This is a genomic window from Pseudoramibacter porci (assembly GCF_009696145.1).
Classification (GTDB): domain Bacteria; phylum Bacillota; class Clostridia; order Eubacteriales; family Eubacteriaceae; genus Pseudoramibacter; species Pseudoramibacter porci.
Window position 1 is genome coordinate 74,539 of record NZ_VUMO01000001.1, and the last position, 20,814, is coordinate 95,352.

A 20,814-nucleotide genomic window follows, 5' to 3' on the forward strand; every position below is an offset into this window, starting at 1 on the left:
TGAAGGGCCGCCCGCCTTCCTTTATAATAATGAAAAAAATCACGCAAAGGAGCAGAACCATGAAACACAGCAAAACCCTGAGCCGCATCGCCATCGCCCTGTTCGCGCTCTCCGCGGCCATTTACGCCGCCCAGATTTTAATCTTTCACGACCCCCGGACCACCGCCTTCTATATCTTTCAGGATTTCGCCTTCCTGCCGGCGTCCATCGCCATCGCCACCGTCGCCGTCGGCGCCATCCTCGACGAGCACGACCGCCGGGAGGCCCTGGCCTCGACCCGGATGCTCAGAAGCCAGTTCTTCACCGGGGTCGGCGCGCCGATGCTCATGCAGATCGAGTATTGCGCCCGGTGCAGCGCCAATCTGGCGCGGCTGACCGTCATCGACGGGGACATGAGCACGAGACGGGCGAGACGGCAGATGCGCCGGGAAATCGCGGCGCGCCAGAAGAAAATCGAGAGCCTGACCCTTCAGGTCCACCTGACCCGCGCCGCCTACGACGGCGTCCGGGACATCCTCGAGGAAAGCCGCATGGAGCTGCTCATCCTCGGCTCGACCCACAATTTAAACGAGGCCGAGCGCTTCACCGAGATGCTCTGGGGCATTTTCCACATCATGGACGAGTACCGCCTCCGGGGCGACTGGGATAATTTAAGTCCCACGGATATCGCCCATCTGGAGACCGACTTCGCCCAGGTGCTCAGGCTCATGCTCGCCAACAGCGTCAGCAACAACGTCTACCTCAAGGCCACTTACCCTAATTTCTACGGCGCCGCCGCGGAAAAACTCATGGAGCGCCGCCGCGAGGACTGACCTAAAACCCCCGAATCCAGCCGGACTCGGGGGGTTTTTGGCGTTATAAGCTCTGGGCATAACCGACTCTAGCAAATCGGTATAGCCTATTTAACAAATAGGAATTGACAGGATTCTGGCCCGGCGTTACAATGAGGACATAATCATATTAAACATATTTATGCACTAAGTTTTAACGAAGGAGGCCGAGATGACCACACAGACCAGCACCCAAACCGCCGGGCGAAAGACCCGCCGGGATTTCTTCCTGACCCTGCTCAAAATCGGGATTATCGGCTTCGGCGGCGGCACCGCGCTGATCCCGGTGATCGAGGATGCCGTCACCGGAAAGGACGGCTTCGTCTCCAAAGACGCCTTCGACCGGGACGTGGTCGCCGCGGCCATCACGCCCGGGGCCCTGCCTGTGGAAATCGCCGCGGGGCTGGGGCGCACCGTCGCCGGCCCCTGGGGGATGGTCCTCGCCGCGATCCTCATGGCCGCACCCGGGGCGCTGATGACTTTCGTCATCCTCGCCGTGCTCTCGGGGGTCAACCGGGTGGTGCTCACCCTGACGGACTGCCTGTCCATCGGCATCACCGCCTTCATCTGCACGCTCTTGGTCGCCTACGTGGTCAAGACCGCGCGGGAGGGCGGGGACAGGTGCATGACCGCCGCCGTCATCGCCGCCGTCTTCATCCTGACCTGCGGGAAAAACGTGTACGGGATTCTGGGCCTTTCCGGTTCGCCCTTGGTGAGCCTGTCGACCCTGTCGGTTTTCGCCCTGGCCTTTTTCGTGATCTTCACCACCAAGGGGCGCATCACCCAAAAGAACCTCCCGGTGGTTGCCGCCGTCGGCGCCGTGTACCTCTTCAGCCGCGGGGCGGTGCACACCGCATCGGCCCTGGTCATGGCGGCGCTGAGTGTCCGGGGGATCGCGCAGGATTTAGGGAGCGCCCGCCGCAGCATCTCGGTGAAGGCCTTCGGGCGGCGCTGGGCGAAGGAGATGGCCCTCTGGGCGAGCCTTGTCGCCGTGGCGCTCATCCTCACCGCCGCCGTCACCGGGCGGGCGCCGGTCTTCGTTCTCAGGGGGCTGCTCTCGTCGCTGATGTCCTTCGGCGGGGGCGACGCCTACCTCTCGGTGGCCGAGGGGCTCTTCGTCCAGAGCGGGACGATTTCCGCCGCCCATTTCTACGGCAATTTGATCCCGGTGGCCAACCTCTTGCCCGGGTCCATCCTCTGCAAAGTCCTCTCCGGGGTCGGCTACTACGTCGGGCTCGGCGCCGGCCATTCCCTGGCGGCCGCCGGGGCCCTTTGGCTTGCGGGGCTGCTCGTCGCCGTCGCCGGCAGCGGCATGACCTTCGGCACCGTGCGCCTGGCCTACGCCGCCCTCGCGGAGCTGGACACCTTCGTCTGCCTGTCGAAATGGATCCGGCCCATCGTCGCCGGGATGCTGCTCAACATCGGCCTGACCCTGATCCGCCAGAATCTGGCCACCGGCGTCACCCTCGGGCTGCCCACTGGGGCCGCCGCGGCCATCACCGCCGGGATTCTCGCCGTCAATCTGGCTCTGCTCGGGAAGAAGCGGGTCCAGTCCGGCGCGATGATCGTCTTCTCGGCCCTGGCCAGCGTCGCCGCCGCCGGTTCCCTGGCGCTGCTGTAATGAAAAAATACTTTAAACCTTGAAAATAGAAAGGGAGAATACCATGCCCAAGCCCAATCTGACCTGGAAGCCCCTCAAGACCGACGTCCTCATCGTCGGCGGGGGCACCGCCGGCTGTTTTGCCGCCGCCGCCCTCGGGAAAACCCCTGGGCTTTCCGTCCTCATCGCCGAAAAGGCCAATATCGAAAGAAGCGGCTGTCTGGCCGCCGGAGTCAACGCCCTCAACGCCTACATCACCCCGGGCCACACCCCGGATTTCTACGTCGACTACTGTACGCGCGACGCCGACGGCATCGCCCGGCGGGACTTGCTCACCTCCATGGCCGGCCGCCTCAACGCCGTCACCAAAACCCTCGAGGACTGGGGGCTGGTCATTTTAAAGGACGCCGACGGCCATTACGTCACCCGGGGGCCGCGCAACATCAAGATCAACGGGGAGAACATCAAGCCCCTGCTGGCCCGCGCCGCCACCGAAAACGCGAATGTCAAAGTGCTCAACCACGTCAACATCACCGACCTGATGATCCGGGACGGCCGGGTGGTGGGCGCCTACGGCTTCTCGGTGAACGAGCCGGTGGCCTACGCGATTTCCGCCCGGGCCGTTTTCGTCGCCACTGGCGGGGCCGCCGGGCTCTATCGCCCCAACAACCCGGGCTTTTCCCGCCATAAGATGTGGTACCCGCCCTTTAACACCGGGGCCGGCTACGCCATGGGCATCCGGGCGGGGGCGGAAATGACCACCTTCGAGATGCGCTTCATTGCCCTGCGCCTGAAGGACACCATCGCCCCCACGGGCACCATCGCCCAAGGGGTGGGCGCCGCCCAGGTCAACGGAAAAGGCGCGCCCTACGAAGCCGCCTACGGCCACACCACCTCCGAGCGGCTCTACGGCACCGTCTCTGAAAACCGCGCCGGCCGCGGCCCCTGCGTCCTTGCGACCCAGGGCATCGGGGAGGACGCGGAAAAGGATCTCTACAAGGCCTACCTCAACATGGCGCCGAGCCAGACCCTCAGGTGGCTGGAGAGCGGGCGGGGGCCTGACACCGAAAACGTCGAGATCGAAGGCACCGAGCCCTACATCGTCGGCGGGCACACCGCCTCGGGCTACTGGATCGACGACGGCCGCCGCACGACCCTCCCGGGGCTTTACGCCGGAGGCGACGTCGCCGGGGGCGCGCCCCAGAAATACGTCACCGGGGCCCTAGCCGAAGGGGAAATCGCCGCTGAGACCATCCTTGAGGATTTAGCTCATCTGGATTTCGCCGGGGAAGACGAGACCGCCCGCCCCGATTACGCCGCTTATCTTTCGCGGCCGGCGGGGCTCATCGACACCGAACAGCTCGAGGAAGCCATGCAGAAAGTCATGGACGAGTACGCCGGGGGCATCTCCCGGGGCTACCAGTACAGCGGGGCGGAGCTCGATATCGCGGCCCGGCGCATCGCCGATCTGGCCAAGCTCAGCGAAAGCCTGTCCGCCTCGGATATGGACGATCTGCTTCGCATCTACGAGCTCACCGACCGGCTCACCGTCTGCCCGGTGCTTATCGCCCACCTGAAGGCCCGCAAAGAAACCCGGTGGCACAGCTTCGCCGAAAACGCGGACTATCCAGAGAAGGATCCCGCCTACGCCTGCTACATCAACTCGGTCACCCGGGACGGCAAGACCGCAATCATCAAACGGAAGCTGAGGTAAATCATGAGCATTGCAATTAATTCGAAAAAATGTGTCGGCTGCGGGCGCTGCGTCGAAGCCTGCCCCGGCAATCTCATCAAAATGGACGGACAGGGCCGCGCGGTGCAAAGACACCCCCGGGACTGCTGGGGCTGCACCGCATGCCTGAAGGCCTGCCCGGCCGGCGCCGTGGATTTCTTCCTCGGCGCCGACATCGGCGGCCGGGGGGCCACTCTGCGCCTGAAACGGGACAAGGGGCTGATCCACTGGCAGGTCGCCCGCCCCGACGGCACCACCCGCACCGTCACCATCGACCCCAAAGACGCTAACCGCTACTAACGAATTTACTTATATACTTACAAAGGAGAATGACCATGGCCAACTTATCCCATTTGGACGCCCTCGAGGCGGAAGCCATTTACATCATCCGCGAAGTCGCCGCCGAATGCGACAACCCGGTGATGCTGTATTCCATCGGCAAGGACAGCTCCGTCATGCTGCACCTGGCCCTCAAGGCCTTTTATCCCGAAAAGCCGCCCTTTCCGTTTTTGCACATCGACACCACGTGGAAATTCCGCGAGATGATCGCCTTTAGAGACCGCATGGCCAAGGAAAAGGGCATCACCATGCTCACCTACACCAACATGGACGGCGTGCGCAAGGGCGTCAACCCCTTCGACTACGGCAGCGCCTACACCGACATCATGAAGACCCAGGCTCTCAAGGCCGCCCTCAAGAAATACGGGTTCACCGCGGCCTTCGGCGGCGGGCGCCGGGACGAAGAAAAATCCCGGGCCAAGGAACGCATCTTCTCGTTCAGAAACGAGGCCCAGGCCTGGGATCCGAAAAATCAGCGCCCGGAAATGTGGCAGCTCTACAACACGCGCCTGCACAAGGGCGAATCCATCCGCGTCTTTCCGATCTCCAACTGGACCGAAAAGGACATCTGGGAATACATCCGCCGCGAACACATCGAGATCGTCGATCTCTACTTCGCCAAGGAACGCCCGGTGGTCTACCGCGACGGCAACATCATCATGGTGGACGACGACCGGATGCGCCTCAACCCCGGCGAAAAACCGGAAATGAAGAAGATCCGCTTCAGGACCCTCGGCTGCTACCCGCTGACCGGCGGCATCGAATCCGACGCCGACACCCTGGACAAAATCATCGACGAGACCCTGGCCGCTGTCGAATCCGAACGGACCAGCCGGGTCATCGACCACGAGGAAACGGGCAGCATGGAACGACGGAAGAAAGAAGGCTATTTCTAAAATGAACGATTTACTTAAATTCATCACCTGCGGCAGCGTCGACGACGGGAAATCTACCCTCATCGGCCACATTCTCTACGACTCCAAGCTGCTCTACGCCGACCAGGCGCGCGCCCTGGAGCTGGATTCCAAGGTCGGCTCCCGGGGCGGGGCCATCGATTATTCCCTCCTCCTCGACGGGCTCACCGAAGAGCGGGAGCAGGGGATCACCATCGACGTGGCCTACCGGTATTTCACCACCGACGCTCGCTCCTTCATCGTCGCCGATACCCCGGGCCACGAGGAATACACCCGGAACATGGCTGTCGGCGCCTCCTTCGCCGATCTGGCCGTCATCCTGGTCGACGCCTCCCAGGGGGTGCTGATCCAGACCAAGCGCCACGCCCGCATCTGCGCCCTCATGGGCATCCGGTACTTCGTCTTCGCCATCAACAAAATGGATTTGGTCGACTACGATCAAGCCCGGTTTGACGCCATCGCCGAAGACATTCAGGCCCTGTCAGAAGAACTGGGCCTGTCCCACGTGACCCTCATCCCGGTTTCCGCCACCGAAGGGGACAACGTCACCAAGAAAAGCGCCAATATGCCCTGGTACAAAGGCCCAACGATCTTGGGTGAACTGGAAAACGTCGACGTGGCCGCCGAAAAAGAAACCGGCTTCGTCCTGCCCGTGCAGCGGGTCTGCCGCCCGAATCACGCTTTTCGCGGCTTCCAGGGGCAGATCGCATCGGGGCGGATTCAAGTCGGCGACACCGTCGTGACCCTGCCCTCGAAAGAAAAAGCCCAGGTTAAATCCATCCTCGTCGCCGGGCGGGAGGCGGACGCTGCCGAAACCGGCCAGCCCGTCACCCTCTGCCTGACCAAAGAGGTGGATGTCTCCCGCGGCTGTGTCCTCGTGGATGACGCCGCCGGACTCCAGGTGTCCTCCGGGGTCAGCGCCGAAATCCTCTGGATGGATGACGCCCCTCTGACGCCGGGCACAGGCTTTTTCGTCAAGCTCGGGACCAAGCTCATCCCTGGGGAAGTGACGGCCATCGACTACAAAATCGACATCAACACCGGCGCCCACGAAGACGCCGAGGGCTTAAAGAAAAACGAAATTGCCGCCGTCACCTTGCGCTTCGCCGACAACGTCGTGGTCGACACCTTTGCGCACCACCAAAATCTCGGGGAATTCATCTTAATCGACCGGGTCACCAACGCCACCGCCGCCTGCGGCGTCGTCACCGAAGTGGCCAAAGAAGCCTGGAAAGAAACGACCATCAACCCCGAACTCAGACGCCTGCAGAAGGGGCAGAACGCCATCACCGTGGCCTTCCCGCTGCGGCGCGAAGGCATCACCGAAGGCCTCATCCAGGACGTGGAAAAACGGCTTTACCACGCCGGGCGGCACACCTATCTCTACAAGCCCAATTTCGAGGACGCCCCTAACGTCGTGCGCCACCTCAACCGCGCCGGGATCATCGTGCTTTTGGCTCTGGACACCGACACAGTCCCGACGGAAAAATTCGCCGAAATCCCGGGCTTTCTCGCCGGATGGGAAGACAAGACCGCCCTCACCGCCGGGGCCATCGCCGACTTCATTCTGGAACAATCTGACCTGGACCTTGCCGCCAGTGCCGCCTACCGCGAGCCGGCCATTCTGATTTAAGATGACCCTGCAGCAAATGGCCTACCTCCTCGAGGTGGCCAAAACCGGCTCGATGAACAAAGCCGCGGAGAAGCTTTTCATCTCCCAGCCGACCCTCACCAAGGCCATCAAAGAAGCCGAGGCGGAAATCGGCTTCGCGATCTTCACCCGCAACAACCGCGGCGTGACCCTGACGCCCCGCGGCGACGACTTCATCGCTGACATCCGCCAGGTCTACCACCACTACCAGGCGTTGATGGACAAATACCAAAACGACGAGGACAAGGACAAGAAGAAATTCGGTGTCTCGACCCAACACTACTCCTTTGCGGCCAAGGCCTTCGTCGAGATGGTGCGCCAATTCGGGACCTTGCACTACGATTTTGCCTACCGGGAAACCACCACCGCCGCCGTCATCGACGACGTCGCCACCGGGCGAAGCGAAATCGGCATTCTCTACCGCTCGCCCTACAACGAGCGGGTCATCGACCGGCACCTGCTCGAAAACAACTTGAAATTCACCCCCATCGTCAAAAGCCGCGCCTACGTCTATCTCTGGAAGGGCCACCCCCTGGCCGGGAGAAAGGCCATCCGCTTCGCCGACCTCAAGGACTACCCCTGCCTGTGCTTCGAGCAGGACGGGGAAGAGACCTCTTATATGGCCGAGGAGATTCTAAGCGATCGGCTCTATCCAAGGCGGGTCGTCGTCCGGGACCGCGCCGCCATGCTTAACCTCATGGTCGGCCTCAACGGCTACACCCTGTGCTCCGGCATCATCCACGACGCCTACAACGGGGCGGACTACCGGTGCATCCCCTTCCAGCCCGAGCCGGGCTTTCCCAATCAAGTCATGGAAATCGGGCTCATCACGCGTATCGACACCACCCCCAGCGAATCCGCAGAGGTTTTCATCAACGCCATACGCCAGTTCTTTCACTAAATGACCGATCAATATCTATAATCATCTATAAAGCTGATGGACAGCCATCGGCTTTATTTTTTTTGCTATATTTTTGAAAATGCTTCAGATAGATTATGATAAACTTTCGATAATTGCCACAAAAAGAAAGATAAAAGAAAGAAAATAAGCAAAATAAGAAAGAAAAAGACAAAAAAGATCTTGACAAGCGAAATGAAATGCTTTACGATAGAGTCACAAAACGATTGCAAAAGAAAAACAACAAAAATAAACGAAAGGAAACGAAAGAAAATATGGAAGAACAATTTAAACCTGTCATGGCCATCACCATGGGCGATCCGGCCGGCATCGGGCCGGAAACAGTGGTAGGCACCATGCTCGCAGATGAAATTCACGCGTGCTGCAAGCCCTTTGTCATCGGCAGTATCGCCATTCTCGACAGAGCGGCTAAGGTGTTAAACAAAGCCGTCAAATTCAACAAGATCTCAGATCCTGCGGAAGCGAAATACGAAAAAGGCGTCATCGACGTCATCGAAACTGGCGACTACGACACCGATTCGATCCAATGGGGAAAGGTGCAGAAACTGGCCGGGCAGATGGCCGTCGACTTCATCATGAAATCCATCGAATTGGGCATGGCCGGCAAGGTCGACGCCGTCTCCACCGCGCCGATTAACAAACAGGCGATCAAGCTCATCGGCGTGAAGGAACCGGGCCATACGGAAATCTATCAGCACGAAACCCACTCACCTTATGCGCTGACCATGTTCTCGTGTCACAAGCTGCGCGTCTTCTTCGTCAGCCGCCACATGTCCTTGATCGACGCGGTGCATTACGCCACGAAAGACGTGGTCCTGTCTTACATCGAAAATATCGACAAGGAACTCCGGGGTGTCGGCATCGAAAACCCACTCATTGCGGTGGCCGGCATCAACCCCCACAACGGCGACAACGGGCTATTCGGCCGCGAAGAAATCGACGAAATCGAACCGGCTGTCAAGGCGGCCCAGGCCAAGGGCATCAACGCCGTCGGCCCGATTCCGGCGGACTCGATCTTCAACATCGGCAAGAGCGGAAAATTCGACGCCATTTTATCCGAATACCACGATCAGGGCCACATCGCCTGCAAGACCTTAGACTTTGAAAAATCGGTCACGATCACCTGGGGCCTGCCCTTCATCCGCGGCTCCGTCGACCACGGCACCGCCTTCGACATCGCCGGCAAAGCCATGGCCAACGAAGTGAGCCTGATCGAATCCACCAAAGTCTGCGCGGAATATGCCACTCGCAAACACAATATGGCGAAATAGGGAAAAAAGGGGAGAAAAATGGCAAAAATAGGAGTAGTTGCCGACGATTTGACCGGCGCGACGACCACCGGGGTGCTGCTGGCGCGGTCCAAGGCCAAGACGGCCGTGTTCTTCGATGACGCCGCAGCCGCGAAGTACGAAGGCATCGGGGATTTGGACGCAGTGCTCATCAGCAGCAATTCCCGCCCGCTGCCCAAGGAAGACGCCTATCAGCGGGTGAGCAAAGCGACGGCGGTTTTAAAGAACGCTGGCGTTCAGTATTTTTCCAAACGCATCGATACCACCCTGCGGGGCGGCATTGGCACCGAAATTGACGCCATGCTCGACGCCCTCGGGGAGGACGCCGTCGCCGTCATGGTCCCGGCCATGCCCCAGTCTCGGCGGATTGTGGTCGGCGGGTATTCGGTCATCGACAATGTCGCCCTGATTAAAACGCCGGTGGCTCAGGACGTGCGCACCCCGGTGAAGGAAAATTACGTGCCCAAGCTGATTCAGTCCCAGAGTAAACAGGACGTCGCACTGATCGAGCTGGAAGATGTGCTGGCCGGGGAAGACGCCATCGCGGCGGCCATGACCAAACAGCTTGACGCCGGGGCCAAGATCCTCGTCGTCGACGCCATTTCCATCGACGACGTCGAAACCATCGCCCGCGCGGCTATCACCTTGGATCGTCCGATTCTCGCCGTCGATCCAGGGCCTTTCACCGCGAAGCTGGCCTTTTGCCACGGCATCATCGAAGTGGAACAGCCCAACCTGCCGGACGTCAAGCCGGTGAGCGGCAAAACTGTGCTCATCGCCGCCGGCAGCGCCACCCCGGTTACCAAGCACCAGATGGCCGTCCTCTGTGAAGACAGCCAGGTCCGCCGCATCGAGGTCGATCCCTTGGCGCTGATTCATGGGGCCGATTCGGCTAACGCCGAAATCGCCCGGGTCGTCAAACAGGCCGTGGCCATGTTGGCCGAAGCGCCCCAGCCCAAAGCCATTCTGATGGAAACGGCGCTGCACGGCGATCTGCTCGATCTGGACGCGGAAGACAAGCGTCACGGCTACGCCCAGGGCATGAGCGCCGAAAGCATCAACGGCGGTCTCGGCGCCATCGTCGCCGCCATTCTCGACGAAGTCGGCCGGGACAAAATCGCCGGGCTCTACGCTACCGGCGGGGACACCATGGTCAACGTCTGCTATCATCTCGGCGTCGGATGCCTGGAAATGATCGATTACGTCATCCCCCAGACGGACGTCAGCTTCCTCACCGGGAAATATGGTGGGTTGCCCATCGTCGGCAAGGGCGGTCTTACCGGTGACGACCACATCGCCGAAAAAATCATTGAACGCCTGTGCCTCGAAGCGGCACGGGTTCGTTGACATCACGGTTTATGGCAATTAAAACAAAATACAATCATTTATAGGAGAGTAGGAGAAAATGAACGAAAACGAAGTGAAAACGCCAAACAACCAGCCAGAAAGCGCCCCGGCGCCTGAACAGAAGAGACGGGATTTCCCGATTCTTAAGAAAATGAGCGAGCTGCCCGGGGGCCTCGTCATCATCCCCTTGGTCATCGCCGTGGTCCTGTCCACTCTGGTGCCCCAGTTCTTCCAAATCGGCGGCTACGTCACCGCCTTGTTTTACGAAGGCAACGCCTGCATGATGGGTTTCTTCTTAATCGTCTGCGGGTCCATGATCGACATTAAGCAGGTCGGGATGCCTTTGTACAAAGGGGTCGCCATGACCGGCGTCAAATTTGTCCTCGGCGTTATTGTCGGCCTTGTCGTCGGCAAGCTCTGCGGACCGGCCGGCTTCCTCGGCATCGCGCCCTTTGTCTGGATCGCGGCCATCACCAATTCCAACGGTTCTTTGTACATCTCGCTGTCTTCCCAGTTTGGGAACGCCACCGACACCGGCGCCATTTCCATTCTGTCTTTGAACGACGGCCCGTTCTTCACCCTCGTGGCCCTTGGCGCCACCGGACTGGCCAGCATTCCGTTCATGTCCCTCGTCGCCGTCATCATTCCGATTTTGATCGGCTTCGTCTGGGGCAATTTAGACAGCCACTTCAGAGCCGCCTGCAAGACCGCTCAGCCGATCGTCACCTTCTTCATGACCATTTCCATCGGTGCCAAAACCGATTTGAAGACGATTTTGACCGCCGGCGCTTCCGGGATTGTCCTCGGGCTCTTCTCAGCCGCAACCGCCGTCATCTTCTTCTTCATCATCAATCTGCTTTTGCCGAAGAAAGAACGCAACGCCATGGGCGCCGCTATCGGGACGACCGCGCTGAACTCCGCCATGACCCCGGCCGCTGTTGGCGAAGCCGACCCAACCATGAAGAAATACACCGGCATGGCCACCGCACAGTGTGCGACCGCTTCCATCATCACCTTGTTCCTTTGCCCGTTCATCACCGCGGCCTTCGACCGCTACATGATGAAACACCAGAAGGGCATCTACAGCCCCGAAGGCTGGGCCTATGAAAAAGGCTTGGAAACCATTGCTGATTTGGCCAAATAATCGCAGGTATGATTTAAAATAAAAAAGGAATCCAAATGAAACCCTCTCTCGCTTCGAAAGCAAACCCGCAATCCATCCCCATTCCGGAAACCATTCCGGACGTGACCTTTCAGGTCAAAATGAACACTACCTATTTGTTTGACTTTTTCCTGTATCACGCCTATTCCAAGCTCAGCGGATTCTTAGTTAATCTGCTGGGCCTGGCCGTGGCCTTCATCGGCCTCTTTCAGTACGCGTACCACCAAATCTCCCCCTTAGCGTGCGGCGCGTACGTCGCTGCGGCCGCGGTGTTTCTCGGCTACACACCGCTGATGCTCAAGCTTCGCGCAAAAAAAGTCATGCAAAATCCAGACCAAAATGAAACGACCCAGGTGACACTGTCCGAAAAGTATGGTATGATTAAAAAACAAGGTGAAAAAACGACCCAATACCGTTGGGACGAAATGGAACGGGCAGTGGTGACCCCGAAAACCGTCGGCATTTACTTAAAAAACGATGAAGCCATCATCGTGCCGAAGCCGGATTTCGGCGACCAATTCGTGCCCGCCTTTATGATGATCACCAAACAGTTAGGACTCAAAAACGTCAGAATGAGATAGAGAGGTTTAGAAGCGGCAGAGGTGGATTTGGACGACAAAAAGAGAATCATATTACAAGAACTTGAAGCAAAGGGGCACGTCAGTGTCAACGCCCTCAGCGAGACCCTCGGGTGCTCCAAGGTGACCATCCGGACGAAGATCCGGGAATTGGCCGATGCGGGCAAGCTGGAGCGCGTCCGCGGCGGCGCCGTCCGCAAATCAGAGGCGTCGGAGAGCTACTGTGCCAAATACAACAGCCAGCATCTGGAGCAGAATGCCGGCGAAAAAAAAGCCATCGCCAGGCAAGCCTACCGGCACATCGCCGATCGGGATGTCATTTTGCTCGACGATTCGACCACGAGCTTTTACCTGGCCGTGTACATCAAAAATCATCGGGACAAGCGCATCGTCGTGGTGACCAATTCGCTGCCGGCGGCCAACGAGCTGTCCAGCGCCGACCATGTCGAATTGTACATGATCGGCGGCTACGTCGACGGCTTCCTCGCGGCGTCCATGGGCGACACCGCCGTGGAAAGCATCAAGCGTTTTAAAATCGACAAGGCCTTCATCGGCGTGCACAGCATCAACTTCGACGTCGGCCTGACCTCCATCGCGACCCCGCAGATGCAGATCAAGCAGGCCATCCTCGCGGCCTCCGAGCACGTCGTCGTGCTGGCCGACAGCAGCAAATTTGAAAACGGCTATCTGGCGGTCATCTGTCCGATTAACGCCGTCGATCTGATCATCACCGACGACAAAATCTCAGAGAAAAACCGCCGTCTGGCGGAGGGGGAAAACGTCCCCTTTGAGATCGCCACCACCGACCAGCCTTAAAGCAAGAGAAAGGCGGCTCCCCGTTTCGGGAGGCCGCCTTTTGTGTTATAATAGGGGATAGTCGAGAGATCCCGGCTGAAAAAATTGACGTAAGTCATGCCACAAAGGAGAAATTATGCAGCAAGACCCCAAAGACAGACGGAATTTGTTCATCGTCTGCCTCGTATTGTTTTTTGCACTCATCGGTCTGGCGGCCTTCCGCCACTTCACGTCGACGTCGAAAAAGTCGGCCAAATCGGCGCAGGCGCCGGTGCCAGCCGTCGTGCGTACGGTTCAGATTTAACGGCGCAACAGCCCGTCAGCTGCGGTCAACACCCAGCTGATTTTTTTTGCCGTCACCGCCGACGCCAGCCCAAAGACGAGAAAAACCAGGGTGAGCAGCAGCGAGATGAGCCAGACGACGCCGCAGGCGCGGAAGGTCTTGACCTCCGTTTCGTTTCGGCTCAGGGTGAACAGCCAGAACATGCCCGCCGCCACCACCGCCGCGACGAAGATAAAGCCCAGGATGATCAGCGGGCGGTTCATCGCGCGAATCTGCGCAAAGGTGAAGGCCCCGCCGAGCACTGAGAGCACGCCGAAAAGAATAGAGACAAAAATCGATTTAGATTGCATCATAACCTCGTTGAATAATAAATTTAAAATATGATTTTATTATACACAAAAGGGGAAGAGCCGGCTTAAAAAATTTTGAATCGGCATTTGACAAAGGAAAAATTTCGTGCTATATTGTATACAAATTTAATAAGCGACACCAAACCGTCGAGACGGAGATAACGTCAGTGATGCTCATACAGAGACTCCGGGGGGCTGAGAGCCGGGGAGAAAACAAGCTGAACAAATGGACCGTTGAGGGCGCAGTGAAAGGCGCGAGCCGAGTATTCTGCGACGTGTGGGCATACGTTAGTTGCCGGGAGTATGTTGGTACTTCGCTAAGGGCACAGGGTCATACCTGTGAATCAAGGTGGCAACGCGGATATTTTAGAATGATTCGTCCTTGACAGAAAATACTTCTGTCAGGGACTTTTTTATTACAGAAAAATCCGGGACAGAAAACGTCGCGACACTTATCCAAAGGAGAATGAAAATGGAAGTCTACCCAAAGCTTACGGAAGTGAAAGCCATTGCGGCCTCCGGGAAATACCGGGTCTGTCCGGTGAAAACCGAGATTCTCGCCGATCGGTGCACGCCCATCGAGGCCCTCAAGATTTTGAAAAACGTGTCCGCCCACTGCTACGTCCTCGAGTCAGTGGTCCACCGGGAAAACTGGGGACAATACACCTTCCTCGGGTTTGATCCGAAGCTGGCCATCACCTGTAAGGACGGCCGTATGCAGGTCGGGGACGTCAGCCTGACCACCGACGACCCGAAGGCGGTGCTTAGGGACGTGCTCGCGAAGTACAAAAGCCCGAAGCTCGAGGGCTTTCCGTCCTTCACCGGCGGGCTGGTGGGCTATTTCGCCTTTGAAAGCTTCGGCTACGCTGAGCCGTCCATCCGCACCGCCCAGGCCGACCCGGAATCCTTCAACGACATCGACGTGATGCTCTTCGACAAAGTCATCGCTTTCGACCACATCGCCCAGAAAATCATTTTGATTGCCAACGCCGATTTAAAGGATCCGGAAACCGGCTACAGAAAGGCCGAAATGGACGTGAAGCATTTGGCCGAGCTCATCAAATGCGGCGTCAAGAAGAAAGAACCGGCCGGCCGGCTCAAGGGCGAGCTCACCCCGATGTTCGACAAAGCCAAGTACTGCGACATGGTCGAGACGACCAAGGCCCACATCCGCGAAGGGGACATCTTCCAGGCCGTCATCGGCAATGGCCTCGTCGCCCCGTACGAAGGCAGCCTGCTCAACACCTACCGGGTGCTGCGCACGACCAACCCTTCGCCCTACATGTTTTATTTCTCCGGCACCGACGTCGAAATCGCCGGCGCCTCGCCGGAGACGTTGGTCAAGCTCAAGGACGGCGTCCTGCACACCTTCCCCCTCGCCGGGACCCGTCCGCGGGGCGCGACGGAGGCCGAGGATCAGGCCCTCGAGGCCGACCTGCGCCAGGACGAAAAAGAGCTGGCAGAGCACGACATGCTCGTCGATCTCGGCCGCAACGACCTGGGCCGGATCTCCAAATTCGGCACCGTCAAAGTGGAGAAGCTTCACGTCATCGAGCGCTACTCCCACGTCATGCACATCGGCTCCACCGTCCGCGGGAAAATTCAGGACGATAAGGACGCCCTCGACGCCATCTCGGCGGCCCTGCCCGCCGGCACCCTGTCCGGCGCGCCGAAGATTCGGGCCTGCCAGATCATCGGCGAGCTGGAAGGGCAGAAGCGCGGCATTTACGGCGGCGCCATCGGCTACATCGATTTTACCGGCAACATGGACGTCGGCATCGCGATCCGCCTGGCCTACAAGCGGGGCGGCAAGGTCTTCGTCAGAAGCGGTGCCGGCATCGTCGCCGATTCCGTCCCGGAAAAGGAATATCAGGAATGCTTGAACAAGGCCAAGGCGGTCGTCGAGGCCCTGAAGCTGGCTGAGGAGGTCAACGCATGATTTTACTCATCGATAATTACGACAGCTTTTCCTACAATCTGTACCAGGTGGTCGGGAGTCTCGACCCGTCGATCACCGTCATCCGCAACGACGACAAAACCGTCGCCGAGATCGAAGCGATGGCCCCGGACGCGATCATCCTCTCGCCCGGGCCGGGGCGCCCGAAAGACGCCGGCGTCATCGAGGACGTCGTCCGGGAGCTCGGCGGCAAGATCCCGATCCTCGGCATCTGCCTCGGCCATCAGGCCATCGGCGAAGCCCTTGGCGCCACCGTCACCTACGCAAAACGCCTCATGCACGGCAAGGCTTCGGCGGTTAAAGTCGACCAGGCAAGCCCCCTGTTTGCGGGCTGCCCGAAGGTGATCCAGGCCGGGCGCTACCACTCGCTGGCCGTCGACCGCAGCACGCTGCCGGACAATCTCAAGGTCATCGCCGAAACCGACGACGGCGAGGTCATGGCCATCGCCGACGAGGCGAAAAAAATCTACGGTATTCAATTCCATCCGGAGTCGATCTTGACCCCCAAGGGCAAACAGATTTTGAAGAATTTTTTAGCGATTGCAGAACAGTAAAGGAGACCCCATGATAAAAGAAGCCATTATCAAAATCGTCAGCAAAGAAGATTTAACCTACGACGAAGCCTACGCCGTGATGAACGAAATCATGAGCGGGAAGACCACCCCGACCCAGAACGCGGCCTTCCTCGCGGCGCTGTCCACCAAGAGCACCCGGGCCGAAACCATCGCGGAAATTTCCGGCTGCGCGGCGGCGATGCGCGAACACGCGACACCGGTCCACTTCGACGAACCGGTGCTGGAAATCGTCGGCACCGGCGGCGACAACGCCCAGAGCTTCAACATCTCGACGACGGCGGCCATCATCTCGGCGGCCGGCGGGGTCAAGGTCGCCAAGCACGGCAACCGCGCCGCCTCCTCCAAATGCGGGACGGCCGACTGCCTCGAAGCCCTCGGCGTCAACATCGAACAGGACCCGGACAAGGTGAAGGAAATGATCGCGAAGGCGAACATGTGCTTCTTCTTCGCCCAGAAATACCACACGTCAATGAAATACGTCGGCGCGATCCGCAAGGAGCTGGGCTTCCGCACCGTATTCAATATCTTGGGGCCTTTGACCAACCCGTGCCGGCCGGACATGCAGCTCCTCGGCGTGTACGACGGCTATCTGGTCGAACCCCTGGCCCAAGTCATGACCCAGCTGGGCGTCAAGCGGGGCATGGTCGTCTACGGCACCGACAAGCTCGACGAAATCTCGATTTCAGCGCCGACCAAGCTCTGCGAATTTAAGGACGGCTGGTACCGGACGACGACCATCGCGCCGGAAGACTTCGGCCTGAAGCGCGGCACGAAGGACGACATCCGCGGCGGCAGCCCCGAAGAAAACGCCCAGATCTTAAGAGACATCCTCGCCGGGAAGGAAAGGGGACCGAAGCGCGGCGCGGCGGTGCTCAACGCGGCAGCGGCCTTGACCATCGCCCAGAAGACCGACACGATGGCCGAAGGCGTCAAGCGCGCCGAAGAACTGATCGATTCCGGCGCGGCGGCGGCCCAGCTTCAAACCATCATCGAAACGAGCCAGGCGTAAGATGAAAAACATTCTGGACCAATTGGCGGATCACGCCCGGGCGCGCGTGGCCGAGGCGAAAACACAGGTCAGCGCGGCGGCCATGCGCGAGGCTGCGGACAGCCTGGCCCCCGGCCATTTCGAATTTGAGCAGGCCCTCAAAAAGCCGGGCCTTGCCTTCATCTGCGAGTGCAAGAAGGCCTCCCCCTCGAAGGGACTCATCGCCCCGGATTTCCCGTATCTCGACATCGCCAAGGCTTATGAGACAGCCGGTGCCGACGCGATCTCATGCCTGACCGAGCCCAAATGGTTCTTAGGCCAGGACGCTTATCTCGAAGAGATCGTGAAAAACGTAAAGATTCCGGTCCTTCGAAAAGATTTTACGGTCGATGATTACATGATCGACCAGGCGAAAGTCATGGGGGCCTCGGCGGTGCTCCTCATCGTCGCGATCACGGAACCTGAAGAGCTGCGCCGCTACCTTAAGCGTTGCGACGCCCTCGGGCTTTCGGCGGTGGTGGAGGCTCACGACGCGGCAGAAATCCAGACGGCCCTAGCTGCCGGCGCGCGCATCGTCGGGGTCAACAACCGGAACCTCAAAGATTTTTCGGTCAATACCGACAACAGCCGGGCCCTGCGGGATCTGGTGCCGGAGGACGTGGCCTTTATTTCGGAATCTGGCGTCAAAACGCCGGAAGACGTCGAAAATATCCGGGCCTTTGGCGCTGACGCCGTGCTCGTGGGGGAAGCCCTGATGCGGGCGGCGGACAAGACAGCGGCCCTCAAGGCCCTCAAAGGGGAGGCGTGACATGCACACCCACATCAAGCTCTGCGGCATGATGCGCCCAGCGGACATTGAGACGGCCAACGCGCAAAAGCCCGACATGATCGGCTTCATCTTCGCAGAAAAGAGCCGCCGGTACGTGAGCCGGGAAAAGGCCTTAAGACTTAAAGCGCAGCTGGCGCCGGGCATCCGGACTGTCGGCGTGTTCGTCGACGCGGCGCCTGAAGCCATGGCCGCCTATATTAAAGAAGGCATTGCCGACGGCATTCAGCTCCACGGTCATGAGACGAATCAAACGATTCAAGCACTCAGGGCGCTGATTCCCGAAGGCACACCGGTTCTTCAGGCCGTCGCCGTGAGAAACGCAGAAGATGTGAAGCGGGCCGAAGCCAGCGCCGCAGATCTCATTCTCCTCGACGCCAAGGGCGGCGGCAGCGGCGAAACCTTCAACTGGAAACTCGCGAAAGACGTCAGCCGGCCTTATCTTCTGGCCGGGGGACTCTCGCCTGAAAACATCACAGAAGCCCTTAAGACCCTGTCGCCCTGGGGCGTCGACGTCAGCTCCGGCATCGAAACGAATGGCCAAAAAGACGGGACCAAGATCCGCCGCTTTGTGGATCAGGTCCGGCATTACGATCACATGAAATAGAACAGAAAGGAAAAACATTATGACAAATCCAAGGGGACGCTTTGGCATTCACGGGGGACAGTACATCCCGGAAACATTGATGAATGCCGTCATCGAACTTGAAGCTGCCTACGATCACTACAAAGACAACCCGGCATTTAACCGGGAGCTCAACGATTTAATGGTCAATTACGCGGGGCGGCCATCCCTGCTTTACGAAGCGAAGCACATGACCGAGGACCTCGGCGGCGCGAAGATTTATTTAAAGCGCGAAGACCTCAACCACACCGGCGCCCACAAAATCAACAACGTGCTCGGGCAGGCGCTGCTCGCGAAGAAAATGGGCAAGACCCGGCTCATCGCTGAAACCGGCGCGGGCCAGCACGGCGTCGCGACGGCGACGGTGGCGGCCCTGCTCGGCATGGAATGCGTCGTCTTCATGGGCATTGAAGACACGAAGCGCCAGGCCCTCAACGTCTACCGGATGCGCCTGCTCGGCGCGGACGTGGTGCCCGTCACCTCCGGCACCGGCACCCTCAAAGACGCGGTGTCCGAAGCGATGCGCGAATGGACCAGCCGGATCGCCGACACCCATTACTGCCTCGGCTCGGTCATGGGGCCCCACCCGTTTCCGACCATCGTCCGGGATTTCCAGGCGGTGATTTCCAAGGAAATCAAGGCCCAGATCCTCGACAAGGAAGGCCGGCTGCCTGACGCCGTCATCGCCTGTGTCGGCGGCGGTTCCAACGCCATCGGCTCCTTCTACAACTTCATCGACGACAAGGACGTGGCCCTCATCGGCTGCGAAGCGGCGGGCCGCGGCATCGACACCTTCGAAACGGCGGCGACGATCAACACCGGCCGCCTCGGCATCTTCCACGGCATGAAATCCTATTTCTGCCAGGATAAATACGGCCAGATCGCCCCGGTGTATTCCATCTCGGCCGGGCTGGACTACCCGGGCATTGGGCCGGAACACGCCCACCTGCACGACATCGGCCGCGCCCAATACGTCGCCATCACCGACGAGGAAGCCGTAGAAGCCTTTGAATACCTGTCTCGAATCGAAGGCATCATCCCGGCCATCGAATCGGCCCACGCGGTGGCCTACGCCATGAAAATCGCGCCGAAAATGGACAAAGACCAAATCATTGTCATCACCATTTCCGGGCGCGGGGACAAAGACGTCGCCGCCATCGCACGCTACAGAGGGGAGGATCTCCATGACTGATCACAAAACCAATCGCATTGCCAAGGCCTTTGATCACGGCAAGGCCTTCGTCGCCTTTATCACCTGCGGCGATCCCGATCTTGAAACCACCGGCAAAGTGGTGCGCCAGGCGGCAGCGAACGGCGCCGATCTCATCGAGCTGGGCATTCCGTTCTCTGACCCGACGGCGGAAGGCCCGGTGATTCAGGGCGCCAATATCCGCGCCCTCGCCGGCGGCGTCACGACCGATAAAATTTTTGAATTTGTCGAGGATCTGAGACGCGACGTGGACATTCCGATGGTGTTCATGACCTACGCCAACGTGGTCTACTCCTACGGCACGGAAAAATTCGTCAAAATCTGCAGCAAAATCGGCATCGACGGGCTGATCCTGCCGGACGTGCCCTACGAAGAAAAAGCTGATTTTCAGCCGATCTGCCAGCAATACGGCTTGAGCCTGATCTCGATGATCGCGCCGACCTCACACGATCGCATCGCGATGATCGCCAAGGAAGCGGAAGGCTTTCTCTACATCGTCTCCAGCCTCGGCGTCACCGGCGAGCGCCAGGCAATTACCACCGATATCGGCGCCATTGTGGACGTGGTCCGGCAGAACACGGACATTCCCTGCGCCATCGGCTTCGGCATTTCGACGCCGGAACAGGCCAGAACAATGGCTCAGAAGGCCGACGGCGCCATCGTCGGCTCGGCCATTGTCCGCAGGCTCGAGCAATACGGGCGTGATGCGGCAGAACCGGTGGGCGCCTACGTCAAATCCATGAAAGACGCCATCGCCGATCTTTAACTCGGGAAAACCTTAAGGATTCAAGCGCTTTTGCGGCAGTTCAATGCCCCGAAGGCGCTTTTTTGATATAATGGAAAG

The 20,814-nt window shown here is 59.3% G+C and carries 21 protein-coding genes; 20 read left to right on the forward strand and 1 reads right to left on the reverse strand.

Features of this window, described 5'->3' with window-relative positions; all coding sequences use genetic code 11:
• Positions 1 to 59 precede the first annotated feature (59 nt).
• The 13 genes from FYJ52_RS00480 (at position 60) to FYJ52_RS00540 (ending at position 13,460) form a co-directional block, all read left to right on the forward strand.
• The gene (locus tag FYJ52_RS00480; RefSeq protein ID WP_154575302.1) at positions 60 to 812 is read left to right on the forward strand and encodes a hypothetical protein; all 753 of its coding nucleotides are present in this window, start codon (positions 60 to 62) and stop codon (positions 810 to 812) included.
• A gap of 190 nt (positions 813 to 1,002) precedes the next feature.
• On the forward strand, positions 1,003 to 2,451 hold the full coding sequence (locus FYJ52_RS00485) for a chromate transporter (RefSeq protein WP_154575303.1): 1,449 nt from the start codon (positions 1,003 to 1,005) through the stop codon (positions 2,449 to 2,451).
• A 43-nt stretch (positions 2,452 to 2,494) separates the two neighbouring features.
• Positions 2,495 to 4,144, forward strand: coding sequence for an adenylyl-sulfate reductase subunit alpha (locus FYJ52_RS00490; protein WP_154575304.1), 1,650 nt, complete (start codon positions 2,495 to 2,497; stop codon positions 4,142 to 4,144).
• 3 nt (positions 4,145 to 4,147) lie between these two features.
• Positions 4,148 to 4,462, forward strand: a complete 315-nt coding sequence (locus FYJ52_RS00495; RefSeq protein WP_154575305.1) for a 4Fe-4S dicluster domain-containing protein — start codon at positions 4,148 to 4,150, stop codon at positions 4,460 to 4,462.
• 35 nt (positions 4,463 to 4,497) lie between these two features.
• Positions 4,498 to 5,397: a sulfate adenylyltransferase subunit CysD gene (gene cysD, locus FYJ52_RS00500; RefSeq protein WP_154575306.1), complete on the forward strand. Its 900-nt coding sequence runs from the start codon at positions 4,498 to 4,500 to the stop codon at positions 5,395 to 5,397.
• 1 nt (position 5,398) lies between these two features.
• Positions 5,399 to 7,048: a sulfate adenylyltransferase subunit 1 gene (locus FYJ52_RS00505; RefSeq protein ID WP_154575307.1), complete on the forward strand. Its 1,650-nt coding sequence runs from the start codon at positions 5,399 to 5,401 to the stop codon at positions 7,046 to 7,048.
• Positions 7,049 to 7,064: 16 nt separating this feature from the next.
• Positions 7,065 to 7,967, forward strand: a complete 903-nt coding sequence (locus tag FYJ52_RS00510; protein WP_235901447.1) for a LysR family transcriptional regulator — start codon at positions 7,065 to 7,067, stop codon at positions 7,965 to 7,967.
• Positions 7,968 to 8,239: 272 nt separating this feature from the next.
• The gene (gene pdxA, locus FYJ52_RS00515) at positions 8,240 to 9,256 is read left to right on the forward strand and encodes a 4-hydroxythreonine-4-phosphate dehydrogenase PdxA (RefSeq protein ID WP_154575309.1); all 1,017 of its coding nucleotides are present in this window, start codon (positions 8,240 to 8,242) and stop codon (positions 9,254 to 9,256) included.
• Positions 9,257 to 9,274: 18 nt separating this feature from the next.
• Entirely contained in the window at positions 9,275 to 10,621 is a 1,347-nt protein-coding gene (locus tag FYJ52_RS00520; RefSeq protein ID WP_154575310.1) for a four-carbon acid sugar kinase family protein, read from the forward strand.
• 58 nt (positions 10,622 to 10,679) lie between these two features.
• Positions 10,680 to 11,765 carry a 2-keto-3-deoxygluconate permease gene (locus FYJ52_RS00525; protein WP_408003665.1) on the forward strand — a complete coding sequence of 362 codons (1,086 nt, stop codon included), beginning with the start codon at positions 10,680 to 10,682 and terminating at the stop codon, positions 11,763 to 11,765.
• Between the two features lie 35 nt (positions 11,766 to 11,800).
• Entirely contained in the window at positions 11,801 to 12,364 is a 564-nt protein-coding gene (locus tag FYJ52_RS00530) for a YcxB family protein (protein ID WP_154575311.1), read from the forward strand.
• A 27-nt stretch (positions 12,365 to 12,391) separates the two neighbouring features.
• The gene (locus FYJ52_RS00535; RefSeq protein ID WP_154575312.1) at positions 12,392 to 13,177 is read left to right on the forward strand and encodes a DeoR/GlpR family DNA-binding transcription regulator; all 786 of its coding nucleotides are present in this window, start codon (positions 12,392 to 12,394) and stop codon (positions 13,175 to 13,177) included.
• A 115-nt stretch (positions 13,178 to 13,292) separates the two neighbouring features.
• The gene (locus FYJ52_RS00540; protein ID WP_154575313.1) at positions 13,293 to 13,460 is read left to right on the forward strand and encodes a hypothetical protein; all 168 of its coding nucleotides are present in this window, start codon (positions 13,293 to 13,295) and stop codon (positions 13,458 to 13,460) included.
• On the opposite strand, the gene FYJ52_RS00545 is transcribed toward FYJ52_RS00540, so the two are convergent.
• The gene (locus tag FYJ52_RS00545; protein WP_154575314.1) at positions 13,457 to 13,789 is read right to left on the reverse strand and encodes a hypothetical protein; all 333 of its coding nucleotides are present in this window, start codon (positions 13,787 to 13,789) and stop codon (positions 13,457 to 13,459) included. The genes FYJ52_RS00540 and FYJ52_RS00545 overlap by 4 nt on opposite strands.
• A gap of 472 nt (positions 13,790 to 14,261) precedes the next feature.
• Between FYJ52_RS00545 and FYJ52_RS00550 the strand changes: the two genes are divergently transcribed.
• The 7 genes from FYJ52_RS00550 to trpA are packed head-to-tail and all read left to right on the forward strand — an operon-like array spanning position 14,262 to position 20,736.
• A complete protein-coding gene (locus FYJ52_RS00550) occupies positions 14,262 to 15,728 on the forward strand; it encodes an anthranilate synthase component I family protein (RefSeq protein ID WP_154575315.1) in 1,467 nt (488 codons plus the stop codon).
• Positions 15,725 to 16,300: an anthranilate synthase component II gene (locus tag FYJ52_RS00555; RefSeq protein ID WP_154575316.1), complete on the forward strand. Its 576-nt coding sequence runs from the start codon at positions 15,725 to 15,727 to the stop codon at positions 16,298 to 16,300. The genes FYJ52_RS00550 and FYJ52_RS00555 overlap by 4 nt, the downstream gene beginning before the upstream one ends.
• 10 nt (positions 16,301 to 16,310) lie before the next feature.
• Positions 16,311 to 17,330, forward strand: coding sequence for an anthranilate phosphoribosyltransferase (gene trpD / locus FYJ52_RS00560; RefSeq protein ID WP_154575317.1), 1,020 nt, complete (start codon positions 16,311 to 16,313; stop codon positions 17,328 to 17,330).
• 1 nt (position 17,331) lies between these two features.
• Positions 17,332 to 18,117, forward strand: a complete 786-nt coding sequence (gene trpC, locus FYJ52_RS00565) for an indole-3-glycerol phosphate synthase TrpC (RefSeq protein ID WP_154575318.1) — start codon at positions 17,332 to 17,334, stop codon at positions 18,115 to 18,117.
• Between the two features lies 1 nt (position 18,118).
• Complete coding sequence (locus tag FYJ52_RS00570; protein ID WP_154575319.1) at positions 18,119 to 18,742, forward strand: phosphoribosylanthranilate isomerase; 624 nt, start codon at positions 18,119 to 18,121, stop codon at positions 18,740 to 18,742.
• Between the two features lie 19 nt (positions 18,743 to 18,761).
• The gene (gene trpB, locus FYJ52_RS00575; protein ID WP_154575320.1) at positions 18,762 to 19,952 is read left to right on the forward strand and encodes a tryptophan synthase subunit beta; all 1,191 of its coding nucleotides are present in this window, start codon (positions 18,762 to 18,764) and stop codon (positions 19,950 to 19,952) included.
• Positions 19,945 to 20,736, forward strand: a complete 792-nt coding sequence (gene trpA, locus FYJ52_RS00580) for a tryptophan synthase subunit alpha (RefSeq protein WP_154575321.1) — start codon at positions 19,945 to 19,947, stop codon at positions 20,734 to 20,736. The genes trpB and trpA overlap by 8 nt, the downstream gene beginning before the upstream one ends.
• Positions 20,737 to 20,814 lie beyond the last annotated feature (78 nt).